The sequence below is a fragment of the Kribbella endophytica genome, assembly GCF_054781295.1.
Window position 1 is genome coordinate 2,146,059 of sequence record NZ_BAAGUR010000001.1, and the last position, 22,399, is coordinate 2,168,457.

Annotated in this window: 17 protein-coding genes and 1 pseudogene; 11 read left to right on the plus strand and 7 right to left on the minus strand. The window is 71.0% G+C overall.

Annotation, left to right across the window (positions count from 1 at the left end; genetic code table 11):
- The first annotated feature begins 2 nt into the window (after positions 1-2).
- The 4 genes and pseudogenes from treZ (at position 3) to ACYVIO_RS10265 (ending at position 3,733) form a co-directional block, all read left to right on the plus strand.
- Complete coding sequence (gene treZ, locus ACYVIO_RS10250; RefSeq protein WP_460650433.1) at positions 3-1,721, plus strand: malto-oligosyltrehalose trehalohydrolase; 1,719 nt, start codon at positions 3-5, stop codon at positions 1,719-1,721.
- Between the two features lie 125 nt (positions 1,722-1,846).
- Positions 1,847-2,035 carry a hypothetical protein gene (locus ACYVIO_RS10255; protein WP_460650434.1) on the plus strand — a complete coding sequence of 63 codons (189 nt, stop codon included), beginning with the start codon at positions 1,847-1,849 and terminating at the stop codon, positions 2,033-2,035.
- 108 nt (positions 2,036-2,143) lie between these two features.
- Positions 2,144-2,641 (plus strand): annotated as a pseudogene (locus ACYVIO_RS10260) (class I SAM-dependent methyltransferase); the annotation flags it as partial.
- 12 nt (positions 2,642-2,653) lie between these two features.
- Positions 2,654-3,733, plus strand: coding sequence for a hypothetical protein (locus ACYVIO_RS10265; RefSeq protein WP_460650435.1), 1,080 nt, complete (start codon positions 2,654-2,656; stop codon positions 3,731-3,733).
- On the opposite strand, the gene ACYVIO_RS10270 is transcribed toward ACYVIO_RS10265, so the two are convergent.
- The 4 genes from ACYVIO_RS10270 to ACYVIO_RS10285 are packed head-to-tail and all read right to left on the minus strand — an operon-like array spanning position 3,689 to position 8,929.
- Positions 3,689-5,353 (minus strand): right-handed parallel beta-helix repeat-containing protein, encoded by a 1,665-nt coding sequence (locus tag ACYVIO_RS10270; RefSeq protein ID WP_460650436.1) that lies wholly within the window; start codon positions 5,351-5,353, stop codon positions 3,689-3,691. The two genes, ACYVIO_RS10265 and ACYVIO_RS10270, sit on opposite strands and share 45 nt — an antisense overlap.
- Positions 5,353-6,000 carry a helix-turn-helix transcriptional regulator gene (locus ACYVIO_RS10275; RefSeq protein WP_460650437.1) on the minus strand — a complete coding sequence of 216 codons (648 nt, stop codon included), beginning with the start codon at positions 5,998-6,000 and terminating at the stop codon, positions 5,353-5,355. Before ACYVIO_RS10275 ends, ACYVIO_RS10270 begins: the two co-directional genes overlap by 1 nt.
- On the minus strand, positions 5,997-7,271 hold the full coding sequence (locus tag ACYVIO_RS10280) for a hypothetical protein (RefSeq protein WP_460650438.1): 1,275 nt from the start codon (positions 7,269-7,271) through the stop codon (positions 5,997-5,999). Before ACYVIO_RS10280 ends, ACYVIO_RS10275 begins: the two co-directional genes overlap by 4 nt.
- Entirely contained in the window at positions 7,268-8,929 is a 1,662-nt protein-coding gene (locus ACYVIO_RS10285; protein WP_460650439.1) for a BTAD domain-containing putative transcriptional regulator, read from the minus strand. The genes ACYVIO_RS10280 and ACYVIO_RS10285 overlap by 4 nt, the downstream gene beginning before the upstream one ends.
- A gap of 53 nt (positions 8,930-8,982) precedes the next feature.
- On the opposite strand from ACYVIO_RS10285, the gene ACYVIO_RS10290 reads away from it, so the two are divergent.
- The 7 genes from ACYVIO_RS10290 (at position 8,983) to ACYVIO_RS10320 (ending at position 19,874) form a co-directional block, all read left to right on the plus strand.
- Positions 8,983-9,654 carry a response regulator transcription factor gene (locus tag ACYVIO_RS10290; protein WP_460650440.1) on the plus strand — a complete coding sequence of 224 codons (672 nt, stop codon included), beginning with the start codon at positions 8,983-8,985 and terminating at the stop codon, positions 9,652-9,654.
- Positions 9,654-10,913 (plus strand): sensor histidine kinase, encoded by a 1,260-nt coding sequence (locus ACYVIO_RS10295; RefSeq protein WP_460650441.1) that lies wholly within the window; start codon positions 9,654-9,656, stop codon positions 10,911-10,913. Before ACYVIO_RS10290 ends, ACYVIO_RS10295 begins: the two co-directional genes overlap by 1 nt.
- A 61-nt stretch (positions 10,914-10,974) precedes the next feature.
- The gene (locus ACYVIO_RS10300; protein ID WP_460650442.1) at positions 10,975-13,347 is read left to right on the plus strand and encodes a fibronectin type III domain-containing protein; all 2,373 of its coding nucleotides are present in this window, start codon (positions 10,975-10,977) and stop codon (positions 13,345-13,347) included.
- Positions 13,347-14,309 (plus strand): AAA family ATPase, encoded by a 963-nt coding sequence (locus tag ACYVIO_RS10305; RefSeq protein ID WP_460650443.1) that lies wholly within the window; start codon positions 13,347-13,349, stop codon positions 14,307-14,309. The genes ACYVIO_RS10300 and ACYVIO_RS10305 overlap by 1 nt, the downstream gene beginning before the upstream one ends.
- A 38-nt stretch (positions 14,310-14,347) precedes the next feature.
- Positions 14,348-16,579, plus strand: coding sequence for a fibronectin type III domain-containing protein (locus tag ACYVIO_RS10310; RefSeq protein WP_460650444.1), 2,232 nt, complete (start codon positions 14,348-14,350; stop codon positions 16,577-16,579).
- Complete coding sequence (locus tag ACYVIO_RS10315) at positions 16,579-17,715, plus strand: DUF58 domain-containing protein (RefSeq protein WP_460650445.1); 1,137 nt, start codon at positions 16,579-16,581, stop codon at positions 17,713-17,715. Before ACYVIO_RS10310 ends, ACYVIO_RS10315 begins: the two co-directional genes overlap by 1 nt.
- Positions 17,712-19,874: a transglutaminase family protein gene (locus ACYVIO_RS10320; protein WP_460650446.1), complete on the plus strand. Its 2,163-nt coding sequence runs from the start codon at positions 17,712-17,714 to the stop codon at positions 19,872-19,874. The genes ACYVIO_RS10315 and ACYVIO_RS10320 overlap by 4 nt, the downstream gene beginning before the upstream one ends.
- Here the strand turns inward: ACYVIO_RS10320 and ACYVIO_RS10325 are convergent.
- The 3 genes from ACYVIO_RS10325 to ACYVIO_RS10335 are packed head-to-tail and all read right to left on the minus strand — an operon-like array spanning position 19,828 to position 22,374.
- Complete coding sequence (locus ACYVIO_RS10325; RefSeq protein ID WP_460650447.1) at positions 19,828-21,189, minus strand: protein kinase domain-containing protein; 1,362 nt, start codon at positions 21,187-21,189, stop codon at positions 19,828-19,830. The genes ACYVIO_RS10320 and ACYVIO_RS10325 overlap by 47 nt on opposite strands.
- 13 nt (positions 21,190-21,202) lie before the next feature.
- Positions 21,203-21,760: a hypothetical protein gene (locus ACYVIO_RS10330; RefSeq protein ID WP_460650448.1), complete on the minus strand. Its 558-nt coding sequence runs from the start codon at positions 21,758-21,760 to the stop codon at positions 21,203-21,205.
- The gene (locus ACYVIO_RS10335; protein WP_460650449.1) at positions 21,760-22,374 is read right to left on the minus strand and encodes a hypothetical protein; all 615 of its coding nucleotides are present in this window, start codon (positions 22,372-22,374) and stop codon (positions 21,760-21,762) included. The genes ACYVIO_RS10330 and ACYVIO_RS10335 overlap by 1 nt, the downstream gene beginning before the upstream one ends.
- Positions 22,375-22,399: the final 25 nt, after the last annotated feature.

The window sequence follows — 22,399 nt, forward strand, 5'->3', positions numbered from 1 at the left end:
GCATGCACACCTTCTCTGTCTGGGCGCCTGACGCGTCTGTTGTTTCGCTGGTGCTGGGTGAGTCGTTGGTCGAAATGACGCTGACTGACGGCTGGTGGTCGGTGGAGGTGGCCGACGCCGGGCACGGGACGGACTACGCGTTCTCCGTCGACGGCCGCGACCCGATGCCCGACCCGCGCAGCGCCTGGCAACCCGAGGGCGTGCACGGGCCGAGCCGGGTGTTCGACGCGAGTCGCTTCGGCTGGAGCGACTCGGCCTGGTCCGGCCGGGATGTGCGCGGCGCGGTGTTCTACGAGCTCCACCTGGGGACCTTCACTCCCGAGGGCACGCTGGAGGCTGCGGCCGGTCACCTGGACTACCTGGTCGCGCTCGGCGTCCAGGTGGTGTCGCTGCTGCCGGTGGCGGCCTTCCCGGGCACGCACGGCTGGGGCTACGACGGTGTCGACCTGTACGCCGTCCACGCGCCGTACGGCGGGCCGGAAGCGTTGCAGCAGTTCGTCGACCGGTGTCACGCGGTCGGGCTGGCGGTCTGCCTGGACGTCGTCTACAACCACCTCGGGCCGTCGGGGAACTACCTGGGCTCGTTCGGGCCGTACTTCACCGACAAGCACACGACGCCATGGGGACCGGCGGTCAACCTGGACGACCAGGGCTCTCCTGAAGTCCGCCGCTGGATCCTCGACAACGCGCTGCGGTGGTTCCGGGACTTCCACCTGGACGCGCTGCGGCTGGACGCCGTACACGCTCTGCAGGACGACAGTCCGCAGCACCTGCTCGCGCAGCTCTCGCACGAGACGGCTGCGCTCTCCGCGGAGCTGGGCCGGCCGCTGGGGCTCGTGGCCGAGTCGGACCTGAACGACCCGGCCATGGTGACGCCGGTGGCCGACGGCGGACTGGGGATGACCGCCCAGTGGAGTGACGACTTCCACCACGCCCTGCACACGCTGCTGACTGGTGAGCGGGCCGGGTACTACGAGGACTTCGCACAGCCCGGGGTGTTCGCCAAGACGCTCACCCAGGTGTTCCTGCACGACGGGTCGTACTCGTCGTTCCGCGGGAAGGACTGGGGACGGCCGGTGGACCCGGGGAAGCACCGGGGGTCGGAGTTCCTCGCGTACACCTCGAACCACGACCAGGTGGGCAACCGCGCGCTGGGCGACCGGCCGGCGTTGACGCCGGGCCAGCTGGCGATCGGTGCGGCGCTGGTGATCACTTCGCCGTACACGCCGATGCTGTTCATGGGCGAGGAGTGGGGCGCGTCGACGCCGTGGCGGTTCTTCACCGACCACGACGAGCCGGAGCTGGCCGACGCGGTGCGGAACGGGCGGCGAAGCGAGTTCGCAGCGTTCGGGTGGGACGCCGAGGAGATCCCGGATCCGCAGGACCCGGAGACGTGGCGGTCGTCGGTGCTGGACTGGAACGAGGTGGACCAGTCGCCGCATCGCGAGCTGCTGGCCTGGTACCGCGATCTGCTGGCGTTGCGGGCGCGCAACGACGATCTGCGCGACGACCGGATCGGTTCGGCGTCGGTCGCGTCGGGCCTGGATTGGCTCGTGGTGAGCCGGGGATCGCTGCGGGTGGTGGTGAACCTTGGTGAGGAAGATCGGGTGGTTCCGGTCGACGGCGTTCCGTCGTACGAGGTGATGACTTTCGGTACGAGTGACCTGGTCATCGACGGAGTAGCGCTTTCCGGTCGTTCCGTGGCTATCTGGGCGGTTTGATCAGGAGCAACACAGTTTCGTCAATCCCTTGTGTTGCAGGGGTCTGGTGACGGACTGTGGGTGGGTACCGCCTGTTGAGAAGGCAGCAGGAGGGGGGTCACCGGGGGGTGACAGGGAGGACGGCTGTGAGCGTTGGAGGGACCGACACCTACTACGACTACGACGAGAAGCAGTGGAAGAGCAGGCGACTGGGTGGCGGACCGATCCGCCGCGGCCCGGTCTGCCCGGCACCACGCACCGAACACCAACCGGTCGAGCGCCGCGCCGCGAGCCACGACCGTAAGTCTCGGGACGAGAAGAAGGTCCTGAGCTAGCTCCGTCGGGTGGAGCGCACCTGTAGAACTATCAGAAATTTCTGATAGCTAGGTGCGCTTCACCGACGCGCCTCACCCACCCGGTGAGGTGCCCTCGTTGTCCACCTCGGCTGCGGGCTCGACACGCGCGTCCAGCGGCTCGACCCACCGGACTCGGTGCTCTGGTACGACCTCGACTACGCCGAGACCGTCGCCCTGCGCGAACGCCTGTACGACGAGCGCCCGTCGTACAAGATGATCGGGAGCTCGGTCACTCACCTGGACTGGATCGACGAGCTCCCCACCGACCGTCCCACCTTCGTCGTCGCCGAGGGCCTCACCATGTATCTCGACCGGATGGCCGCCCCCGCGCTCTTCAGCGCCCTCGTCCGCCGCTCCCACGCCACCCTCGGCTGGGGCGTCGACAACGCCCGCGAACTCGAGCCCCTGGGCCTCACCCCGCTCGACATCCTCACCGCCCCCGACTTCGTCCCACCCGGCTACGAGGACCGCCTCTCCCGTTCCCTCAAAGCCCAACTCCGGCTGACCCGAGCCGTCCCACCCCTGGCCCGCATGGGCCAGATCCTCCACTACTCCTTCGGCCCCGGCCTCTCACCCACCCGGTGAGATGCTGGCGCCGTGAGGACCATGCTGAAGACCTGGGGTGACGCGCTGGACCAGGACCTCGTGCTGATCGCCACCGCGTCGGCCGATCCGCAGCACTTCGACCGCCCGGCCATGCAGGCGTCGGCGGACTTCTGGTGCGACAACGCCTATCGCTTGTTCGGTGGGACCGGCGAGCTGCCCGACCCGCACGCGACCTTGCCTCCGACCCGTCACCGCGACTACCTCGGACGCGTCAGAGCGATACCCGAGCCGCTGTCACCGGAGGTGGTCGACGACTACGACCTGTCGACGGCGATCCTGCGTCGGCTGGTGGTCGAGCGGTCCGGTGGCGGGCTGTGTGGGCGGGTTGTGGTCGCCGTCGAGCGGCGTTTTGCCGGCTCCGCCGAGGAGCCGGCCGAGCTGGCTATCAAGCTCGGCCGGCTGAGCAAAGGCCTCGTGAACGTCGAGGACGTCGCCGGGCTCGAACTGCTGCCTGACGGTGGAGTGCGGCTGGGCGGTGGACTGCTGCGAGGTGCCGAGGCTTCGGTGTGGATCGACGACCAGGACTGGTACTTGTCACGCGCCGGGCAGGCCGCCGACGCAGTCACCCCACCGACAGTCCGGCCGGCGCGCGATCTTCCCCGCACCCGTCAGTCGCTGGGTGCTGCGGCAACGCATGCGGAGAACCTGGTGAGCAGCGCGATGCTGGAGGTCCGGGTGATGGCATCGTCGCCGGCGGAGGCGTGGATTCCGGTGAACGCGGTGGCGCGGGCGTTCGCCGGGGCCGGGCGGGACGTGGTCGCGGCGACTTCGGCCGTACGGCGGGAGGCGGCGTTCAGGCGATTGATCCGGCGGTGGACCGAGGCAGGCGGGGACGAGCTCGCGCCGTGGTTCCGGGGCGAGCCGATGCCCAGGCTGATGGCCGGCGGCGGGACCGACCTGCTGATGGTCGACTACGACGCCGGGAACTCGCGCCGGTCCGCCGTCGCCCACGTGCTGCGCGCCGTACCGGATCGAGCCCGCCAGCACCTGTCCACCGTCGAACGACCAGCAGGGCTCACGGTCGATCTACGGGCCTTCAGCAACGACCTGGAGAGGGTGGCCGGCGGCTGAGCGGACGTCGGCGGCGAGCAGGCTGCGTAGTTCGTCGGTGGTGGGCATGCGGCCCAAGGATCTGAGGCGTTGGGACTGGGCTTTGCGGATGGTTTCGACGAGGCGGCGGGCTTCTCGGGCGTTGCCGAAGTTGGGCGTTCGGGCGATCTGGTCGTAGTACGTCGTGAGCGGGTCGGCGGCGGCGGGGTCGAGGTGGTAGTCGCCGGCGGTGACCATGCGGTCGGTGATCAGGAGGAGCTCGGGGGCGGAGTAGTTCTCGAACTCGATGGTCTTGGAGAAGCGGGACGCGAGGCCGGGGTTGGCGTCGAGGAAGTCGTTCATCTCGGTCGTGTAGCCGGCCACGATGATCGCGATCTCGTCGCGGTGGTCCTCCATCAGCTTCACCAGCGCGTCGATCGCCTCCTGGCCGAAGTCGCCGCCGCTGCCCGCCGAGCGGGACAGCGTGTAGGCCTCGTCGATGAAGAGGACCCCACCGAGGGATTTCTCGAACACCGTCGCGGTCTTCTCGGCGGTGTGGCCGATGTACTGGCCGACCAGGTCGCGGCGGGAGACCTCGGTGAACTCACCGTGCGGCAGTACGCCGAGCGCCTTCAGCAGCTTGCCGTACAGGCGTGCGACGGTCGTCTTCCCGGTGCCAGGAGCCCCGGCGAAGATCAGGTGATGGCTGACCGCGCCGACCGACAGCCCGGCTGCGCGCCGCCACTCGTTCACCTGGATCTCGTCGACCAGCGCGTGCACCTCGGCCTTCACGCCTGGCAGCCCGACCATCTCGTCCAGGTCGCCGAGCAGTTGGTCCAGCGGCCCGTCGGTGTCGGTCGGCCGCGCGGACGCCTTCTCGATCACCTCGACTGCCGCACCGTCGGGAATCAGCAGTCCGGCCAGGCCGGTGTTCTCGGTCCGGCAGCCCTCGACCGTTCCGCCGCAGCCGGGAGTGAACGCGATCCCATGGCCGCGGGTGTCCTCGACGGTGACCCGGCGGATCGTCGCCGTACTGCCGTGCGCGACCCCGATTCCATCGGTGCCGGTCCGCGACACCGCGGTGTCGGTCAGCTCGGGACGGCTGTACTGGTACACGTAGATCCCGCGCCCACCGCACCCGCTCACCGTGCAACCACGGATCAGCGGATCGGAGCCCAAGGCAACGACTATCCCGTCGCCGGCGACATCGGAGACAGTCGTGTCGAGGATCCGGCCGCTCGCGCCCTCGACCACGATCCCGGTCTCGGCGCCGCTGACCGTGCACCGGTCGACGGTGAACGTCGTACTGGCGTGCACGCTGATCGCCGGCCGGCTCTTGCTGCGCACCTCGCACTGCTCGACGGTGAGCACGGTCCGCTCGACCGAGACGGCCAGGTTGTCGCCGGCCCGGATGTCCAGGCCGCGCAGGGTCAGCTCGCCGTCCACCGCGCGCAGCGTCGGCCAGTCCGCACCCGCACCATCCAGTACGACGGCGCCGCCGGCCTCGGCCTGCAGCGTGACGGCTCGCCCGCTCAGCTCCAGCGTCTCCGCGTACGTCCCGGCAGCGATCGCGACCGTGGCTCCGTCGGGCGCCTCGAGCAGAGCGGAGCCGATGGTCGGGTACGCGCCGGGACGGTCCGCGGCGACGGTGAGGACGCGCATCAGCTGGCCCGGTCCAGCAGCCAGCCGCGGTCGGCGGCCTTCACCCCGGCCTGGAACCGGCTGCGCGCACCGAGCCGGCCCATGATCTGCGAGACCATCCGGCGGACGGTCCGCACCGAGATGCCGAGCTGGGCGGCCGCGACCTCGTCGGTGACGCCGAGCGCGAGCAGCCGGAGCATCTCCCGGTTCCGCTCGTCCAGGTCGACGTCACCCGGTACGTCGCTGTCGGTCAGCGGGACCGCTCCCGGCCAGACCAGCTCGAACAGCCCGGTCGTACTGGCCACCGCACTGCTCAGCCGCAGTACGGCGACACTGCCGTTGGACGTGTCAGCAGGCAGTACGACGGCCTGCCCGTCGACGACCAGCCCGTTCAGCGGGACCTGCGGCACGGTCCGGACGGCCACACCGGCCACGGACATCGCCACGAGGTGCCGGCACAGCGCCGGCGCGGTGCGGGCGGTGTCGGGGTAGATGGCCCGGTACCGCACGCCAGGGCGAACGTCGCGCGGCCCGAACGCCGGACCGGCCGGCGACAGGTTGCTCATGGCAATCACCTCGTCCTGGGCGCTGGCCAGCAGGGCGGCGATGCCGTCCTGGGCGGGGACGTGATGGAAGGCAGTGGGACGGTGCAGAACGGTGACAGTCATGAGAGAGCGACCCCCAGAGGTAGCGTGGCGGCGACACCGGCGGTGTGCCGCCCGTCGAGGCGTTCCGGCTCCACTCCGAAGGAGCGAGCCAGTGAGGTGAGGACGTTGACCGCCGAGTCGAGCGTGGCCGGATGTGAGGCGGCTACGCGCAGTACGGCGTCGTGCTGGGCGGGTTCGGGACCGTCGGGCGGAGCCGTGACGGTGATGGCGAGCGTCTGCGCGGCACCGGTCGCCGTACCGGTCAGCGTGTCGACCAGGGCCTGGGCGAGCGGCCCCGGCAGGGCGGCGTACCCGGTGAGCCGGATACCGACCTGCAGGACCGGTCCGGCGGCCCAGGTGGACCAGCGCTCGCGGACCTGACCGCGGCCGGCGTTGGCGTGGGCCAGTGCGCCGATCGAGGCCAGTACGTCCGACTCGTCCAGCGGCATGTTCTCGACCTGCTCGCGGTCGAACCGGCGTACGAGACGGCGGACTGTGTTGGTGAGCACCTGGTTGACCTGCTCGTCCGTGGCGATCTCCGACGTGCGCTGTGCGGCCACGGCGATCCAGGCCCGCAGCGGCTGGTTCTGCTTGATGCCGGTGTGCAGGACGAGCTGCATCGACACTGCGACCGGCTGCTCGTCGACCGACTCGGTCAGCGCGGCCAGTCGCGGCAGCAGCTCGTGCTGCGCGTCAGCACCGACCCGGAGTGCCAGCAGGACTCCACCGGGATGGCTGAGTACGCCGTACGGCTGGTCGCGGATGGTCAGGGTGCTCACCGTGGTGCGGCCGAGGAACACGCTCGTGAGGTTGAGCGCGGTGTCGCCGGCGAGGTCGATCCGGCGGCGCCGGAACAGGAAGGTGAGCAGTACGGCGGCCCAGCGGTACAGCCAGAGGCCGCGGACCCGGACTGCGGTCAGGAGGACCAGCGTGATCGCCGCGGCGCTGGTGAGGATGAGAGTGAGCCGAGAGCCGGCTGTGGCGGCGCCGACGGCGAGCAGGGCGATCTGCCAGCAGACGACCTGGCCGACGCGGATCGTTCGTTCGGGGATCTCCAGCTTGTCGACCACCGGGGCTGGTGCGGGGGGCTGGTCGACCAGGTAGGAGCGTGCTGCTGCCGGAGCGGTCAGTGCGGTCTTGAGAGCGACTGGCTGCGGCGCGGGACGTTGTGGGGCCGCAGCAGTGCGGGCTATCGGCGTACCGATTGAGGTTGCTTGGGGAACGGCTCGTGCGGTCGGTGCATAGACGACCTGCTGCTCGGGAGCCGCTGCGGCCGCGGCCGGGGGCCTCATGCGACCCTCGGGTCGTCAGGGGTGACCAACTCCAGCTCGGCGCGACCGGTGAGCCGTGCGCGCTGCGCTGCGGAGAGCAGGTCGTCGGGGGACTCGGTGGCGAGCAGCAGCCGGTGCGCGTGGTCGCGGACGACCGGGTGCAGGCTGAAGCGGCCCGGTGCGGGCTCCGACACGAGGTGCTGGTCGAGCAGTTCGTCGATCATCGGTTCCACCTCCTGCTGGTCGGCGCCGAGCAGCCGCGCTGCCCGCCGTACGTCGAACTGCGGTGTGAGACCCAGCAGGCGGTAGAGCCGGCGGACCGGTGCCGGGAGCGAGTCGTAGACCGAGTCGAACCGTTCGAGCAGGCCAGCGAGGGTGCGCTGGCGGGCCGCCTGGTCGTCGAGGCGGTTGGCCAGGCGGGCGGCGGTCCACGGCGGGCGCCCTTCCAGCAGCTCGGCGAAGCGGCGAAGGGCTTCCGGGTGACCGGCGTTCCAGCGGAGGGCCTGCTCGCAATCGGTGATCCGTACGGCGTCGCTGTCGTCCAGTGGCTCGAGCGTGATGGCCAGGTCGCGGTCGAGCCCGGTCAGGCGGCGACGGCTCGTCACGAGAACAACAGACCCTGGGGTGTTGGGCATGAGGTCACGGACTTGGCCGGCGTCCTCGACGTCCTCCAGCACCAGCAGCACACGCTGGCCGAGTACACGCGGTTGCCCGGTACTCCAGATCTGAGCCTCCACATCCTGAAAGGCAGCGGCTGCTTCCAGCACGAAGGCGGTCTTGCCGATCCCGGCCATACCGTCGACAGAGATCACACAGACCCGCTCCGATGAAACGGCGGCCCGGACGGCGGCCAACTCTTGCTCTCTTCCAACAAACCCGGAGATCCGAACGGGAAGGTTGGACGGAACAAGTGCAGTGCTGGGGAGTGGCTGCTCCTCAGTGAGGATCTGCTGGTGGATCCGCGTTAGCTCGGCGCCGGGCTCGATGCCCAGGTCCCGGACGAGGACAGTGCGAGCGCGTTGGTAGGCAGCCAGCGCTTCGTGGCGGCGGCCCGTCTGGTGAAGGGCGGACATCAGACGGGTCCAGGCGAGCTCGCGCAGCGGGTCCTCGTCGGTGAGAGCCTTCAGCAGCGTGATGGCTTCGGTCGAGCGGCCGAGGGTCAGCGACGCGTCGGCGAGGTCTTCGCGCAGCGAGCGGTGGAGCTCGGTCAGCCGGTCGACGGCTGACGTCGCGTCGCCCGTCAGGCCGTCGTACGGGCAGCCGCGCCAGAGGCCGAGTGCACGCTCCAAAAGCGAGACAGCCTTGGCGGCCGGAGCAGTGCGCGCCTGGTCGGAGAGCTCGGCGGCCACGTCCGCGTCCAGCTCACCGGGAAGCACCCGCACGCGGTAGGCGCCCGGACGGCTCTCGATGCGCTCGTCCGGCAGCGCCCGGCGCAGCTGCCACGCGTAGGTCTTCAGGTTGCGCTGCGCAGACGCCGGCGTGTCCAGTCCGGCCCACACCGCGTCGATGAGCTGGTCGGTACTGACCCACGCGTTCCGGTGCAGCAGGAGCAGCGTGAGCATCGTCGCGGGCTTGCCGCCGGACACGTCCAGCGGGGCTCCGTCCGGGCCGTCGACCTCGAGCGGGCCCAGCACCCGGAAGGCGATCCGGGCCGGTGTGTGCGCTGAGTGACCGTTCATGACACATACGATCCGGGTGGACGATGACATTTCGATGACACGGGCGGTCCCGAGTGCGCGTACTGGTGGTAGAGGACAACGAGGACCTGCAGGTGGCGGTCCCGGCGGCACTGCGCTCGGCGGCGCTGGCGGTCGACCTGGCCGGTACGATCGCGGCCGCCGACGAGGCGCTGTTCGTGAACGCCTACGACTGCGTCGTGTTCGACCGCCTGCTGCCGGACGGCGACTCGATCCGCTATGTTCGCCACCGCCGGGAGCAGGGCTGGGCGGTCCCGGTGCTGTTCCTGACCGGCCTGGACACGCTGGCCGACCGGGTGGACGGCTTCGAGTACGGCGGCGACGACTACCTGGTCAAGCCGTTCGCCGTGGCCGAGCTGACCGCGCGGGTGCTCAGCCTGTGCCGCCGGGCCGGGACCGGCCGGACACCCGTACTGCGTTACACCGACGTCGAGATGGACACCGGCCGGCGAGAGGTCAGGCGGGGTGGTGTGCTGCTCGGCCTGACCGCCAAGGAGTTCGCCGTGCTCGAGTACCTGATCACCCGGCCGGACCGGACGGTGTCCCGCTCGGAGCTGATCGAGCACTGCTGGGACTCCGCCGCCGATCCGATGTCGAACGTCGTCGACGCGACCATCCGGCGGCTGCGCAGCAAGCTGCGGACCCCGGACCTGATCGAGGCGGTCCGCGGCCAGGGCTACCGGCTGATCAGCGCGGACGGCGTCTGATGCGCGGTCCGGCTGCGGAGCGACTGCGCCGCCTGCGCTGGTGGCTCACCGTCGTGTTCACGGTGATGAACACGATCGGCCTGATCGTGCTGGCCCCGCTGATCCTGCGGCTGGACTCGCAGCGCACCGAGGCCGACATCAGCAACCAGCTGGACGTCGTCACCGGCCCGGTGCTGCGGCTGGTCAACGAGAGCGGCGGCATCGACTTCACCGCGGTCAACCGCGACCCGCTGAACTCGACCTGCCCGCAGTTCGTCATCGTGCCGGGCGGCGCGACGCGGTTCGACCAGCACACCAGCCTGAAGGAATGCACGCCGATGGACCCCAAGGTCCTCGACGAGCTGGCCACCAAGGCGGTCAGCGACGGCGTGAGCCTGTCCGCCGACCGGAAGGCCCTCAGCGGCAGGCAGGTCCGCGTCGACGTCGAGCCGTTCCGCGATTCCAGCGGCAAGTACGCCGGTGCGGTGGTGGCCTGGACCGACACCCACGACGAGCTGGCCGCCCACCAACGCCTGGTCGTCACCGTGCTGCTGGTCTGCGCGGTCCTGATCCTGGCGGCCGCTCTGCTCGGCTACTGGGTCTCCGGCCGAGCAATCCGCCCTGCCATGGCCGCTCTCGAGCAGCAGGAGAACCTGCTGGCCGAAACAGCCCACGACCTCCGTACGCCGGTTGCCGCGCTCCGCGCCCTGGCCGAGACGGCGATGCAGGACCCCCACCAGCGCGGCGAGCTGCTGCCCCGGACCGTACGGCTGGCCGGCCGGATGGGCGACATCATCGACGGCCTGCTGGTCCGGGCCCGGCTGGCTGCCGGTGTCGAGCAGCTGAGCATGCAACTGGTCTGGCTCGACCAGCTGGTCGCCGTAGTCGTCGAGGACACCCCGTCGGACTCCGCCCGGGTCTCGCTGGTCACCGCACCGACGATGGTGCGGGCGGACCCGGTCCTGCTGCAACGGGCCATCGGCAACCTTCTGGACAACGCCATGCGGCACGGCCGCGCGCCCGGCGCCGACCAGGCGATCGTGACGGTCACGGTGGCCGACGGGCGGATCACCGTGGCCGACCAGGGCCCGGGGATCGACCCGGCGATCGGGGACGACCTGTTCGAGCGGTTCGCCGCGGGCAGCGGTTCGGCCGGGGCCGGGATCGGGCTGTCCGTCGTACGGTGGGTCGCTCTCGCGCACGGTGGCGACCTGAAGGTGCACAACGGCGACGAGGGCGGCGCGATCTTCGAGTTCCGGCTCCCGGTCGCCGAGCGCTGATGTTTCAGTCTGGATCGAATCTGGACAGAGGCTGTACCGGCAATGACCTAGTCTCGTCGCTGTGAGGTCTGTCACCGAGGCGTTGCGGACGGTCACGGGAGGCTCCCGTCGGGGGTCTCGCACGCCCTCCGCACGCGAGAACCGGCGCTCCCGCGCTGCGCTGGCCGCAGTGGTGGCGGGCTGTGTCGCGGTGACCGGAGTGGCCGTCGCCGGAGCCGGCAACGCGTCGCCCGGCATGAAGTTCAGCCAGCCCGGCCGGTACATCTACAACTCCACGGTCGGCAAGATCTTCCACGTCAACGGCGCCACCAAGAACGTCGACCAGGAGATCCCGCTGCCGGGCGCCGGACCGGGCACGCAGGTCGTCGAGTCCGACCAGAACGGCTACGTGCTGTCCCGCGGCCGCACCTTCCAGTTCGGCAAGTCGAGCCTCGACGTGGCGAACCCGCTGCCCGCGCCGGTCGACGAGCTGCCCGTCGTACTGGAGGCCGGCGGCGCCGCCTTCGCGGTCTACCGGCAGAGCGGCCAGATCGTGCGGTTCGGCGAGAAGGTGGCGACCGCCAAGGTCGGCGTACCGCTCGGCCCTCCGGTGGTCACCTCGGACGGCACGGTCTGGGTGCACCGGCCGGACAGCGGCCAGCTCTGCCTGCTGCCGCTGGACGCGGACCGGCTGGCCTGCCCGGCTGAGCTGCCCAGCGGCCACACCGGATCGCTGGCAGTGGTCGGAGCGAACCAGGTCGTCTTCGTCGACACCACCGGCCGGGAGATGTACGTCGTCGACGACGGTGGCCTTGGCCGCAAGGTGATGCTGCCGATCGCCGACCTGCCGCGGGACGCGATCGTCGCGCCGAACGATGTCACCGGCCGGCTGGCCATCGTCGATCCGCACAAGAGCCTGCTGCACCTGGTCGACGCGGCCGGTCTGACCAGCGGCAAGGCCGACGCACCTCCTGTCCACAAGCAGCTGCGTAAGGGCAAGTACGAGCGGATCGTCTCCTCCGGCAACAGTCTCGCGCTGATCGACGAGAGCACCGACACCCTGGTCACGCTGGACCGCAACGGCGACGAGCGGGCCGCCCGCAAGATCCCGCCGCCGTCCAAGGACTCCAAGGCCGGCCCGCAGGACCAGACCGGCCTGTACCGCGGCGGTGACTCCCGCCTGTACGTCGCCAGCCGCTCCGGCGAGCAGGTGATGGTCGTCGAGGACACCGGCGATGTGACAGCGGTCGACACCAACGCGGCCCGGCCGGACCAGCGCAAGACCCCGCAGCCGATCAAGCCAAAGGTCAAGCCCAGTACGCCGGACCGCCCGGTCCAGCCGCCGCCCACGACGCGGCCGCCGAAGCCGCCCACAACTGGTGACCCGAAGCCACAGGACCGGCCCACTGATCGTCCGACCGGCAGGCCCACCGGCAAGCCGGGCGACGACAAGCCGGACCAGCCCGACAAGCCTGACGAGCCCGCAGACCCGCCCACCACGGACCGCCCGAAGCCGCCGCCCGAGAAGCCGACCCCTCCGGCGAAGCCGACGGTGCAGGCGAGCCGCCCCGGTGCGCCGCGCAGCGTGTCCGGCAAGGCCGGCAACGGATCGGTCCAGGTGAGCTGGGACGCAGCCGCCGCCAACGGCGCCGCCGTCACGTCGTACACGCTGAGCTGGAACGGCGGCAGCGTCCGGCTCGGTGCGTCGGCCCGCAGCCGCAACGTCACCGGCCTGACCAACGGCACCGGCTACACGTTCACCGTCCGCGCGACCAACCGCGTCGGCACCGGCCCGGGCAGCAGTACGGCGCGCCTGGTGCCGTCCGGTGGAGCTCCGGATGCCCCTGGCAACTTCCAGGTCACCACGTCCGGCAGCAGCGTCACCCTGAGCTGGACCCGCCCGGACCTGAAGGGCACCACCCTGCAGGGCTACGACATCGCGGCCAACCCGACGGGGACGAGTGGCGGTACGGCGAAGGGTGACTCCACCACGTCGACCAGGGCGACGATCAGCGGGCTGACCAGCGGTGCGACGTACCGCGTCACCGTCCGGGCCACCACGACCAATGCCCAGGGCAACTATGTGCTCGGCAAGCAGGCGGTCCGGACGATCGTGGTCGGCGGTGGTGGCAGCAGCACGTCGCCACGCCTGACCGCTTCGCGCGGTGCGGCCACCACCCACGGCGGCGGAGAGCGGGCCTGCGAGGCTCCCGGCTGCGCCTTCATCCAGGTGGTCGGCCGGGGCCTGAAGCCCAACACGTTGTACGACTTCCAGCCGTTCACCACCCAGTGGCAGCCGTCCAACCCGGGCGCGCAGTTGCGCACCGACGAGAACGGCGAGATCACCATCGACGACCGGTTCGCCACGGATGCTCCCGGCCAGCAGGTCTGGGTAGTGGCGAGCGCGCCTGGCGAGAACGACGTCACGTCCAACAAGTTCACGTGGAGAAGCTGATGAGTGCGACGATTCCGCCCGGTGAGGCCTACCGGCTGGTCGCGGACAACCTGCAACGGGTCATCCACGGCAAGCCCGAGGTGGTCCGGCTGGCTCTGACCGCCTTGTTCGCCGAGGGTCACCTGCTGATCGAGGACGTGCCCGGGCTGGGCAAGACCACGCTGGCCCGCTGCATCGCGCGCAGCATCGACGCCAGCTGGAACCGGATCCAGTTCACCCCCGACCTGCTGCCCGGCGACATCACCGGCGTGATGGTCTACCACCAGGGCAGCGAGGCGTTCGAGTTCCACCCCGGCGGCATCTTCGCCAACGTGGTGGTGGCCGACGAGATCAACCGCGGGACGCCGAAGACGCAGTCCGCGCTGCTCGAGGTGATGGCCGAGCGCCGGGTCACCGTCGACTCCGTCACCCGCGCGGTCCCGGACCCGTTCCTGGTGATCGGCACGCAGAACCCGATCGAGATGGAGGGCACCTACCGGCTGCCCGAGGCGCAGCTGGACCGGTTCCTGATGCGGATCGAGATCGGGTACCCCGATCACGACGCCGAGGTCCGGATCGTGCTCGGCGACACCGGCCGGATCGGCCCGGACTCGCTCAGCCCGGTCATCGACGTACCGGCCCTGCGCAACGCGATCGCCGCCGTCCGGTCGGTGCACGTCGACCCGGCGATCAGCTCGTACGCCGTGAAGCTGGCCGCCGCGACCCGCGAGCACACCGCCGTCCGGTACGGCGCCAGCCCGCGGGGCAGCATCGCCCTGGTCCGCGCGGCCCGTGCCTACGCGGCCACGGACGGACGGGCCTTCACCACGCCGGACGACGTGAAGCAGGTCGCCCAGCCCGTCCTGGCCCACCGCCTGGTCCTCACACCGGACGCGGAGCTCAGCCAGCGGCCGCCGTCCTCGGTGGTCGACGAGGTCCTGGCCGCCACGCCGGCTCCGACCGCGAGCGTGGGCGCGGTCTGAGCAGTCGTAGTCCGAGCAAGTCGAACGGGGAGAAAAGCATGCGCAAGGTCCGCCCGGAGGTGCGAGCACGAATGGCGCTCGCTGCTGTCGTCGCGGGCTGCATGGCGGTGACGACGATCGCGGTCACCGGCGCCGGTGCGGATCTGAGCGGCATGCGGTTCACCCAGTCAGGTCACCTCGTCTACAACAGCACGCTCGGCAAGGTGTTCAAGATCGACGGCGGAACGAAGAGCGTCGAGGCCGAGGTGCAGGTCCCCGGGGCCGGGCCGGGCGCTCAGGTGGTCGAGACGGACAAGGACGGCTACGTCCTGGCGGACGGATCGATCATCGGGTTCGGCAAGTCCGACCTGCGGGTCGCCGACCCGCTCCCGGCGCCCGCACTGGAACGGCCGGTGACGCTGACCGCGGCCGGCTCGGCGTACGCGATCTACCGGCAGGCCGGGCAGGTCCAGCGGTTCGGTGAGAACCCGATGGTGGTCTCGACGGAGGGTCCGGTCGGCCAGCCGGTCGTCACGCCGGACGGCACGGTCTGGCTGCACCGCTGGAGCACAGGTCAGCTCTGCCAGCTGCCGATCTCCAGCGCCCGAATCGCTTGTACGGCGAGGATTCCGGCCGGGCACAGCGGCTCGCTGACGCTGGTGGGCGAGCAGGCCGTGTTCGTCGACACCACCGCACGGCAGATGCAGACCGTCGGTAGCAACGGGCTGGGCCGAACGGTCTCGCTGGCCGCGCTCGACCTGGGCCAGAGCTCGATCGTCGCGTCGAACGACGTCGACGGACGGATCGCGATCGTCACCAAGAACACGCTGCAGCTGATCGACACCGCCGAGCTGACCAGTGGCAAGGCGGACGCCGAGCCGGTGGTCAAGGAGCTCAAGCCCGGCCGGTACGACCAGATCGCCTCGTCGGGCGAGACGCTGGCGCTGGTGGACTCCGCCGACCAGAGCCTGGTCACGCTCGACAGCCGCGGTGGGCAGGAGAAGCGGCGGCCGATCCCGGCGCCGTCCAAGCTGGCCAAGGTGAAGCCGGGCGAGCGCCCCGGTCTGAGCCGTGGTGACGACTCCCGCCTGTACGTCGACAGCCTGGCAGGCGAGCACGTCCTGGTCGTCGACGACAACGGCGATGTCACCGAGGTGGAGACCTCCGGGCCGGTCAAGCGCAAGGGCGAGGACCCGAAGCCCGACAAGCCGACGCCTGACAAGCCGACGCTGCAACCGGTCCGGCCTGAGGTCCCGCAGAAGACCATCGAGAAGCCCGTCGCGCCCCCACCGGTCCAGTCGACCACCCGGCGCCCGGTGCAACCGCAGGGCACCAAGCGACCGGTCGAGCCGCCCCCTACCCGCAAGACCGAGCCGCCGGAGCCTCCGCCGACCCGCAAGCCGACTCAGCCACCGCCGAAGCCGACGGTGCGGGCCGGACGACCAGGTGCCCCCGGCAACGTGGCCGCCACCGCAGGCGACGGCACGGCGACGGTCACCTGGTCCACCGCCTCCGCCAACGGCGCACCGATCACGGCGTACGTCGTGTCGTGGGCAGGTGGCAGCCGGACGGCGACAGCGTCCGCGCGGCGGCTGGTGGTCTCGGGTCTGACCAACGGGCAGTCGTACACGTTCACCGTCCGCGCGCGGAACCGCGTCGGCACCGGCCCGGGGGTATCTGCCGCGAGCGTCACTCTCGGCGGCCCAGCCGACCCGCCGGTCGCCCTGCGCGCCACCGGGTCGTCCGGAGCGATCACGTTGACCTGGCGGCGTCCGAACCTCAACGGTGGTTCGCTGGTGCGCTACGGGGTCACGCTGGACGGCGACCCGGAGAACACGTCGAAGACCAGCTACCGGTGGACCGGCCTGGACAACGGCAAGCGCTACACGTTCCAGGTGCGCGCGGTCACCAATGTCCCGGGCCGCGGCCTGGTGATCGGGGCGCCAGCAACCGTCACAGGCGTCGCCGGTACGAGCGGCAGCCCCACATTGACGATCAGCCAGGGCCCTGCGTTCACCGAGAACCCTGACGACAACTGCCGGCCGGAGTACTGCCACTACATCCACATCGTCGCGCGCGGTCTGCAGCCGGGTGCCAGCTACACCTTCCAGGGCTACACCACCACCTACGGTGAGCTGCACAAGGGCGGTGGCGACCAACTGACCGCCGATGCCAGCGGTTCGGTCGTGGTGAACAAGTTCTACAACGACGATGTCGGCAACAAGGTCTGGGTCACCGTGGACGGACCAGGTGTCGAGCTCGAGTCCGACCACATCACCTGGGAGGGCTGATGCGTCCGACCGGGCGAGGTGTCGCCGTGCTGATCGGTTCTCTGCTGGCCTACGGCCTCGGGGAGCTGGCCGGCTACACGTTCTTCCGGGCGCTCGGCGGGATCGGCCTCGGAGCGTTGCTGGCAGCAACCATTCTGACGGTACGGCGCCCGCAGGTCTCCGTGCAGCGCGACCTCTCGCCCGACCGCGTCGAGCGCGGCCGCCCGGCGCTCGCCACCCTGCGCGTCCGAAACACCGGCACCCGCTGGCAGCCGTCGTTCGCGGCCCACGACTCGGCCGGCCCCGAGCGCCGCCAGGTGCCGATCCGCCGACTCGGCCCGGACAGCGAAGCGACGTACCGGTACGAACTGCCGACCTCGCGCCGCGGCCGGATCCAGGTCGGCCCACTGACCCTCGAGCGCAGCGACCCGCTCGGCCTGGCCCGCAACCGCACGGCGACAGGCGAGACCGCCGTGCTCTGGGTCCACCCGAAGCGCCACCCCACCCGCACCGTCGTCGCCGGGCGCCCGCGGCACCACCACATCGGCAGGACCGCTGACGACTCGCTGCGCGGCTCCGCGGACCTGCGCGACGTCCGCCCGTACGTCGTCGGCGACGAGGTCCGGCACCTGCACTGGAAGGCGAGCGCGCGGACCGGCCAGCTGATGGTCCGCGACTACGTCGACCCGGACCAGCCGCGGCTGACCGTCCTGCTCGACACCCGCACCGAACCATTGCCCGAGGCAACCTTTGAGGAAGCGGTCGAGGTCGCCGCGTCGATCCTGTTCGCGGCCTCGATGGCCGGCCACCGCTGCCGGCTGCTGACCTCAGCAGGCACCGATCTGGCCGCAGCTGGTGGAGCGCTGGCCTCCCGGCAGTTCCTGGACGAGCTGTGCGTGGTCCAGCAGAGCGACGAGCGCGCAGCACTCCTGCCGCGCGCTCTGACGACCGGAGCCTCGAGCGGCGGAGCAATCGTCGTAGTGACCGGCGCCCACGGTACGGCGAGCGACCTGGCGCCGCTGCTGGTCCGCTACGGCTCGGTGACCGTGCTGGGCCTCGGCCCGGCGCACGGCGTCGCGCCGATCCTCGGTGCCCGAGTGATCCTCGCCGCCGACGCTGCTGAGGCGCTGACGCAGTGGAGCGGGGTGATCGGGTGAGCACCCGCCGCAGGACTGCCGCTGCGCTGGCAGCCGTTGCCGTCGGAGGCCTGTGCTTCGGCCCGGTCTTCGGACTGACCTCACTGCTGTTGCCCGTTCTCGTTGTCTGCTTGGCCGTCTACGCAGTGACCGAGCTATGTCGCTACCGGCCGACCCTGCTGACCTGGCGACCGCTGCTGGTTGTCCTGGCCGGTCTGCTCGCCACCATCGAGACAGTGCTCCGCGGTACGACGCTCGCCGGGCTGCCGACCGGCGAGACCATCCGTGCGCTCGGCCGCGGGCTCACGGCTTGGCAGCTGACGCTGGAGTCGACCTGGCCCGCCAGGCCTGATCCGGACCTCGTGGTGTTTGTCCCGCTGCTCGTCCTGCTCGCCGCGCTGCTCGTCGTCGAGCTGCTGGACCGTACGCCGCCGCTGGTCGGCGTGCTCCCTGGCGTGGCAGTGGCCGGCATCTCCCAGGCCTACATCGCGCTGAGCGGATTCACCGCCGTACTGGTCGCTCTGGCCTTCGGTGCTGTTATCGCCGCGCTGCTGGTCCCCGACTCGTCGCGCAAGCCTCAGCGTTCCTTGACGCCGGTGATTGCCGGCGCAGTCGTGACGGTGGTCGCCATCGTCGGTGCACTGGCCGTCGGCGCTGCCGACCCGCTGGAGCGAACGCCGTACACGCTGCAGCAGGCGCAGAGCGTTGCTGCCCCGGCCACCCGGCAGGCCAGCCCGCTGGACGAGTTGGCCGGGCGGCTCGACAAGCGGAGCAGGGACACTGTGGTGTTCCGCTACCAGGCGCCCAGTCCGGTCGGGCGGTGGCGACAGGTTGCACTGGACAACTTCGACGGTGCCAACTGGACCACCGACCACCCGATCCTGCGGCTGGGATCCGAGCTGACGCCAGGACCCGAGGTGCGGGTGCAGGTCGAGCCGCAGCATGCCGAGGTCGAGGTGAAGGAACTGCGCGGGCCCTGGCTGCCTGGCCAGCTGCTGCCGTCGTCCGTGCACGGCGCGAGCGAGCCGCAGATCGAGCCGATCGGTGGCACGCTGCTGACCGGTGAGGTGCCGGACCGCTACGAGCTGACCTGGTCGAAGCCGAAGGTCGACGCCAAGCTCCTGCTGGCCTCGGGGATCGACCCGGACGCGCCTGGCGGGCTGGGCGACCTCGGCGCCGTACCGAACGAGGTGGCGGCTCTGGCCACCGACGCGCTGGCCGGTCGGCGGGCTACGTTCGCGACGGCGCTCGCGCTGGAGAGCTTCATGCGCAAGCGGTACAAGCTCGCGTCGACCGATCCGCTGCCGACCGGGCACAGCTGGCCGCAGCTGCGCCGGTTCCTGCTCGACAACGAGCCGGGGACCAGCGAGCAGTTCGCCGCCGGATACGTCGCGCTGGCGCGAGCGAACGGCATCCCGGCCCGGCTGGTCGTCGGCTTCCGTGCCCCCACGACTGCCGACGCAGACGGCTGGTACACGGTCCGGAACGCCGACGCGCTGGCCTGGCCCGAGGTGGCTGTGGACGGCGTTGGCTGGTGGCCGCTGGACCCGTCCGGCCAGGCTGCGTCAGGCAAGAGCGTCGCACCGGGTAGCGACACCGACGTGACGGACCAGGCGCGCCGGGAGGTGCCGCCGGTCAACGAGATCGAGGACCCGGAGGTCGCGCCGCCTACCAAGTCGTCCAGCGACAACCCCGGCTGGGACACACCCGATGTGCCGGTGCTGGGGATCTTCATCGCGTCGGCAGCGTTGCTGCTGCTCTGGCTGCTCGGCGTACCGCTGCTGAAGGCCCTGCGTGCAGTACGGCGTAAGCGGCGCCTGGGCAACGCCGGCGTGGTCGGGGCGTGGGCGGAGGCCCGCGACCGGCTGCGGGCGCACGGGGTGGCGGTGACCTCGGGCATGACCGTGCGGGACCTGGCAGTGGCCGCCGAGGACGTCACCGACGAGCGCGCCTCGGCCGGACTGGCTGTCGTGGCGAACAGCGTCGACCAGGCGCTGTGGTCCGGCGGTCAGGTGGGTCCGGAGGTCAGCCGGGACGCCTGGGCCGGCGTACGGGAGGTACGGCGTGGGCTGCGGTCCCGGCCGTTGGCGGACCGGCTGCAGGCGGCCCTGGAGCTGCGGAGTCTGTGGAGGCTCAGCGGCGGCGACAGGTCGCGCCGCGCAGTGGCTGCGGATCGCTGATGTAGACCGCCGTACCGTCGGTGGCCTGGACCTCGAAGCAGTACAGCAGGCCAGGGCTCACGCGGACGGTCATCGACGTCCCCGTGCCGCGGTAGGTGGTCTGGGCGTCCTTGCCGCCCTGCTCGGCCATGTTCAGCGCGTAGGTGAGCGGCTTGGAGCTGGTCCACTCCAGCTCGACCGAAGTGCCGTTGTCCTTGGGCGGCTTCAGCTCCAGCCGGACAGCGGGAGTCACCGACGGCGTCACCGCCGGCACCGACTGCGGCCGAGTCACCACGGGAGGCGGCGTGCTCTGCGGATCGCCCTTGGGCAGCAGCATGACCACCAGTACGGCGGCAAGCGACGCCGCGACGCCCGCGCCGATCAGCAACCCCTTGGAGGGCCGCCAGCCCTTCTCCCGTTGAGGTTTCGGCGGCCTGGCCAGCGCAACAGCCGCGACCTGCGGAACGTCCGCTACCCGCGCGGACGCCAGTTCGTCTCGGAAGTCGTCGAAGTCCAGGTCGTCGTCCCCGGTCTCCTGCGGTGCCAGCAGCAGGGCCTCGAACTCGTGGACAGCCTCCGCCGCGGTCGGCCGCTCGTCCGGCTCCTTGGCCATCATCCGGCTCAGCAGCGTGGTCAGTCCGGCCGGCACATCGCGACCGGACACAGCGGGGACGGGCTCACGTAGTACGCGCAGTACGACGTCGTCCGGCGTCTCACCCGGACGAACCGGGAACGGCGAGTGCCCGGCCAGCGCGAGGTAGAGCGTCGCGCCCAGCCCGTACACGTCCGCCTGCTCGGACAGCTCACCGTCCCGCAGCACCTCCGGTGCTGTGTACGCCGCATCGCCCATCAGATCGCGCGGGAACCGCAGCCGCAGCGCCAGCCCGAAGTCGCTCAGCGCAGGCTGCCCGCTGGCCCGCTCCAGCACGTTGCTCGGCGTCACACCGCCGTGGACCAGTCCGATGTCGTGCGCCTCGGCCAGGACCGACGAGAGGATCTGACCGAGTACGACGACGTCGCCGATCGGCAGCGGCCCGCCGGCGACCAGCTCACGCAGGCCCTGCGGGCAGAACTCCATCCGTAGCCCGGTCCGCCCGTCCGGCAGCTCGTCGAGCCCCTGGACGAGCACGATCGACCGCGACGACCGCAGCCCGGCCAGCTTCGCCTGCTCGACCTCGACACCGTTGTAGGTGCGCCGGTCCAGCGGCTGCGGGTAGACCTTCAGCACCATCGTGCGCCCACCGGCGACGGCCGGGGCGAGCAGGAACACGCTGGCCACCGGACCGTTCGCCCGCGGCACCAGCGCTTCCAGCGGGATCTCGGCCATCGCTGTCATCCTCGCACCTGCCTCAGGTCGCCGCAGCGACATCCAGGTAGGCGCAGCCGTTCGCGACCAGGTACCGCAGGTCTCCGAGTCCGTCGATCGGCCCGGCCGCTGACCGCACCTCCCAGACGTCCCAGAGCGTCGGCGCGATCGATCCCCACTGCCACAGCTCGTAGCTGCCGGCGTCCAGCACCGCAGCGGTGCCCAGCCCGGGCAGGCCGACGGCGAACTCGTCCGGCCGCTCCGGACTGTTCCCCAGACCGACGAACATGACCCCCAGCCGGTGTCCCCGCGCGAACTGCTCAACGTCGTCCGGGCTCGCCACCAGTCCCAGACCGGCTAGCTGCTCGAGATGCCCTGCAGCACCGGCGATCCCGGCCTGCTCCGCCTGGCCCAGCACGTCGGCCTCGGTCCACTTGTCCTTGCCGGTCTCGCGGAGCCCGTGGGCGAGCACCCAGGTGCCGAACGCGTCCTCCTCCAACCGGTGCTGCTGCCAGCCGACCCGGACCGAGTGCGACGGCGGTCCGTCCTCGGCCGCGCGCAGTCCGGTGTAGTGGCCGACCGGGAAGATCGTCGTACTCATCAGGCCACGCCTCTTCGGTCGAGGTACGCCGCGCGGACGCACAGCAGTCCGTGCACCGACCGGAGCATCCCGGTGAGCACCTCACGAGCCTCGGTCTCCTCCGGAGCGGTCACCCCGACCCGGCGGGCCACCTCGGCGGCGTCCTGGCAGGCGATCCACAAGTGCGGAGTCAGGTGCGCCCACGCCCACACGTCGTACACAGCACCGGACACCTGGGCGATCGGCTGTCCCAGCAGGCCGATCGTCTGCAGGTCGGGCTGCTCCTGGTCCGGTCCGAGTCCCATCAGCAGCGGTACCAGTTGGTGTCGCTGGGCGAAGTCGACGGCCGGCCCGGCCTCGGGGTCCACCTCGGCGAGCAGGCCGACCAACAGCAGCTGATCGGCGATCGCCTTGAAGTCGGCCGGGCTCACTTCCAGCCGCTCGGACGCGGCGGCGACCGACGAGCGCGTCGGGCGGTCCTGGTCGCCGGTGCCGTGGGCCAGCAGCCAGACGACGTACTCGGGATCGGACAGCTCGACCAGATTCATCCCGGCACGGATCTGCTGGCGCCGGCCGCCGTCGGCGGCGTGGAGCACCCCTACGTCGTGCCCGACGGGCATCAGCAACGGCTCCACGGGCGGCCTCCTCCGGCATCGGCTG